This is a genomic window from Micromonospora sp. I033 (genome assembly GCF_053890995.1).
In genome coordinates this window covers 1-4304 of the sequence record NZ_JBSSLX010000328.1, presented here as the reverse complement: position 1 = coordinate 4304, position 4304 = coordinate 1, and the positions used below count along the sequence as shown (strand labels likewise).

The 4304-nt window shown below is 70.9% G+C and carries 2 protein-coding genes; one reads left to right on the top strand and one right to left on the bottom strand.

The genetic code is table 11. From position 1 onward, the window contains the following. Positions 1-626: 626 nt before the first annotated feature. Positions 627-3524 carry a glycoside hydrolase family 48 protein gene (locus tag ACW0Q9_RS29435; RefSeq protein ID WP_456186859.1) on the top strand — a complete coding sequence of 966 codons (2898 nt, stop codon included), beginning with the start codon at positions 627-629 and terminating at the stop codon, positions 3522-3524. Between the two features lie 288 nt (positions 3525-3812). Here the strand turns inward: ACW0Q9_RS29435 and ACW0Q9_RS29430 are convergent. After that, on the bottom strand, positions 3813-4304 hold a 492-nt coding region (locus tag ACW0Q9_RS29430), incomplete at its 5' end, for a DUF3159 domain-containing protein (protein WP_456186857.1).

The window sequence follows — 4304 nt, the reverse complement described above, 5'->3', positions numbered from 1 at the left end:
CCCGTCGGCCTCTTTTCCCGTCGACAACGGGGGTTTAGTGTGGGGACGGGGGAGGGCAACCCCCGTCCCCACCTGTGATGCACACACGCACGAGTGGAAATGGCGTCCGGTCGTGCGTGTCGCGCGGGAGCCGGGCCACGCGAGTGGCTCTGGTTCCACCTCCCTCCATGTCGGTGGGTGAGGGCTGACGGCGGCGTCCGGGCTGGCCCGCCGTCAGCCACTGGGCTGGCGCGCCGGGCACACGGGGTCCCCGGCGATCTCGTACTTGCATCTCCGTCGATGGAAGCGCTCCCATCGCCGATGCTTGCGACTGTAACGCCCGTCACGGCTTTGTGAAAGCCCCTAAACGAGATCGAAACATGGACCTGGATGTCTGCCCTGGCCGTTGTGGTGGGAGCGCTTCCATGGCACACTCTCAACCGCGACGTGGAGCCAGCTCGCGCGAGCGAGGGCCGCCGAGGGCACCCGGTAGCACCGGTGCGGCGCCCCGATCCCCGGCACGGCCGGGTCGACCACCTTTCCGGGCGCCTCCGTCCCCCCGCGTCCGCCGCGTCGACGCGTGGAGGCGCCCCGCCGGGGCCCCGCGTCCCGGCCCGGTCCGAGGAGACACCGCGCACATGAGACTCATGGCCAGACGTCGCCGGACGGCGATGCTCGCCGCCACCGCCCTCGCCATCGGCGGGGTGGCCCTGCCGGCGGGCGCCGCGCAGGCCGCCCCGGCCTGCGACGTGACCTATGTGACAAGTGACTGGAACAACGGCTTCACGGCCAACGTCACCGTCAAGAACCTGGGCGACGCCCTGAACAGCTGGTCGCTCAAGTTCGCCTTCCCGAACAGCGGCCAGAAGCTGACCCAGGGCTGGTCGGCGAAGTGGAGCCAGTCCGGCAGCGAGGTGACCGCGACGAACGAGTCGTGGAACGGCAGCCTGCCCACCGGCGCCTCCACCACCATCGGCTTCAACGGCGCCCACACCGGCAGCAACCCGAAGCCGACCGCCTTCACCCTCAACGGGGTCGCCTGCAACGGCGCGCCCACCAACCAGTCGCCCACAGTGTCCCTGGGTCTGCCGACCGGCCCGTTCGTGGCGCCGGCGGACGTGCCGCTGACCGCCACCGCCAGCGACCCGGACGGCACCATCGCCAAGGTCGAGTTCTACCGCAACGGCCTGCTGGTCAACACCGACACCACCGCCCCGTACGGCTACACCCTTGAGGACCTGCCCGCCGGCAGCTACACGGTCCAGGCCAAGGCGTACGACAACGCGAACGCCACGGCGGTCGCCGAGAAGTCCTTCACGGTCGGCCCCGCCTCCGGCCCGGCGCTGGTGGCCACCCCGTCGGCGGTGAGCGTCAACGAGGGCGGCAGCTCCTCGGTGAAGTTCACCCTCAGCGCCGCCCCGACCACCAACGTCCCGGTGACCCTCGCCGTGGCCGGAGACGGCGACGTGACCGTGTCGCCCGCGACGCTCACCCTGACCCCGAGCAACTGGAACACCGGGGTCACCGCCACCGTGGCGGCCGCGGAGGACGCCGACACGGTCGGCGGCACCGCCACGATCACCGCCTCGGCCACCGGCCTCGCCCCCGTCGCGGTCACCGCCACCGAGATCGACAACGACACCCCGGGCGGGGACAACGCGTACATCAAGAAGTTCCTCGACCAGTACGGCAAGATCAAGAACTCGGGCTACTTCAGCCCGGAGGGCGTGCCGTACCACTCCATCGAGACGCTGATCGTCGAGGCGCCCGACCACGGCCACGAGACCACCTCGGAGGCGTTCAGCTTCTGGCTCTGGCTGGAGGCGCAGTACGGCCGCGTCACCCAGAACTGGGCCCCGTTCAACAACGCCTGGACGGTGATGGAGAAGTACATCATCCCGTCGCACGCCGACCAGCCCACGGCCGGCGCCGCGGGCACCCCCCAGTACGCCGCCGAGCACAACCTGCCCAGCCAGTACCCGTCGGCGCTGGAGCCGAACGTCCCGGTAGGCCAGGACCCGCTCCGCTCGGAGCTCCAGTCCACCTACGGCACCGGCGACATCTACGGCATGCACTGGCTGCTGGACGTCGACAACACCTACGGCTACGGCCGCTGCGGCGACGGCACCACCCGGCCGGCCTACATCAACACCTTCCAGCGGGGCACCCAGGAGTCGGTCTGGGAAACCGTCCCGCAGCCGTCCTGCGACACCTTCAAGCACGGCGGCCAGTACGGCTACCTCGACCTGTTCGTCAAGGAGTCGGCCGCCCCGGCCAAGCAGTGGAAGTACACCAACGCCCCGGACGCCGACGCGCGTGCCGTGCAGGCCGCCTACTGGGCGCTGACCTGGGCCAAGGCGCAGGGCCGGGAGGCCGACGTCGCGGCCACCGTGGCGAAGGCCGCCAAGATGGGTGACTACCTGCGCTACGCGATGTTCGACAAGTACTTCAAGAAGATCGGCAACTGCGTCGGCGCGTCCACCTGCCCGGCCGGCAGCGGCCGCGACTCGGCGCACTACCTGCTCTCCTGGTACTACGCCTGGGGTGGCGCGTACGAGGCCGGCCAGAACTGGTCGTGGCGTATCGGCTCCAGCCACAACCACTTCGGCTACCAGAACCCGTTCGCGGCCTGGGCGCTGACCAACGTCAGCGAGCTCAAGCCCAAGTCGCCGACCGCGGTGTCCGACTGGCAGAAGAGCCTCGACCGGCAGCTGGAGTTCTACACCTGGCTCCAGTCCGCCGAGGGCGGCATCGCCGGTGGCGCCACCAACAGCTGGGACGGCAGCTACGCCCAGCCGCCGGCCGGCACCGCCACCTTCTACGGCATGTACTACGACGTCGACCCGGTCTACAACGACCCGCCGTCCAACCAGTGGTTCGGCATGCAGGCCTGGTCGATGCAGCGGATCGCCGAGCTGTACCTGGAGACCGGCAACGCCAAGGCCAAGGCGCTGCTGGACAAGTGGGTGCCGTGGGCCATCGCCAACACCACGCTGGGCGCCAACTGGTCGATCCCGTCGGACATGAAGTGGACCGGCCAGCCCGCCAACTGGAACCCGACGAGCCCGCAGCCGAACACCAACCTGCACGTCGAGGTGACGGTGAAGGGCCAGGACGTCGGCGTCGCCGCCGCCTACACCCGGACCCTGATCGCGTACGCGGCCAAGTCCGGCGACGCCGCGGCGAAGAACACCGCCAAGGGCCTGCTGGACGCGCTGTCGGCCGCCGCCGACACCAAGGGCGTCTCGATGCCGGAGAAGCGCGGCGACTACAAGCGCTTCGACGACGTCTACAACGCCGCCGACGGCCAGGGCCTCTACGTGCCCGCCGGCTGGACCGGGAAGATGCCCAACGGCGACGCCATCGCCGCCGGCAAGAGCTTCCTGGACATCCGCTCGTTCTACAAGAACGACCCGGACTGGCCGAAGGTGCAGGCGTACCTCAACGGCGGCGCGGAGCCGGTCTTCAACTACCACCGGTTCTGGGCCCAGGCGGACGTCGCCATGGCGTACGCCGACTACGGCACCTACTTCCCGGCGGGGTGAGGTGACCACTCCGTCGCGGGCGGGCCCGGCCCGCCCGCGACGGAGGCCGACCCGGGCCGAAGGGGGAACGGAGCGGCCCGGTCGGCGGGCGGCCTGATTCCCATGGTCAGGCCGGGTGGGCCGGCCGTCCGGCCGACGCAGCGGACGGACCGGCCCACCGAACCGCCCGGAGACGAACTTGCCGCGAAAAAGGCCGGGAAAATCGGCGTCCCGCGGGATCACACGAAAGCCGTGGACGGAGTAACGTACTTCACCGGAGAGGCCGCTCCCCCCGTGGCGGCCTCTCTTTTACTTTGCCGGCGCGTCGTCCCGTTCGGACCGCACGACCGGGTGCCGCAACCCCGGGTGATCCGCCGGCAGCGACCGCCGGATCACCAGCCAGCTCACCGCCAGCGCCGCCGCGACCAGCGGCCAGGTCAGCGCCACCCGGGCCACCACCAGCGCGACCACCTGCCCGCCGAGCCACAGCGGCACGAACACCGCCAGCCGCAGCAGGTAGGTCGCGGCCCACACCCAACTGCCCCGCCCGTACGCCCGCAGCAGCGCCGGGTCGCGGCGCCACCGCCCACGCTGGCCCAGCGCCGCGCCCACCAGCACGCCCAGCAGTGGCCAGCGCACCACGATGCTGACCATCCAGGCCAGTCCGCTCGCCGCGTTGGAGACCAGCTGCACCAGGAAGAAGTCGGTGGCCCGCCCGGTCCGCAGCGCGATCAGCGCGGCCACGCACACGGCGAGCAGCCCGATCAGCACCGATCGCGGCCGGTCCCCGCGCCTGTCTCC

Excerpts from the sequence above, each read along its gene's own strand:
- ACW0Q9_RS29435 (WP_456186859.1), top strand. The coding sequence starts at position 627 with ATGGCCAGACGTCGCCGGACGGCGATGCTCGCCGCCACCGCCCTCGCC.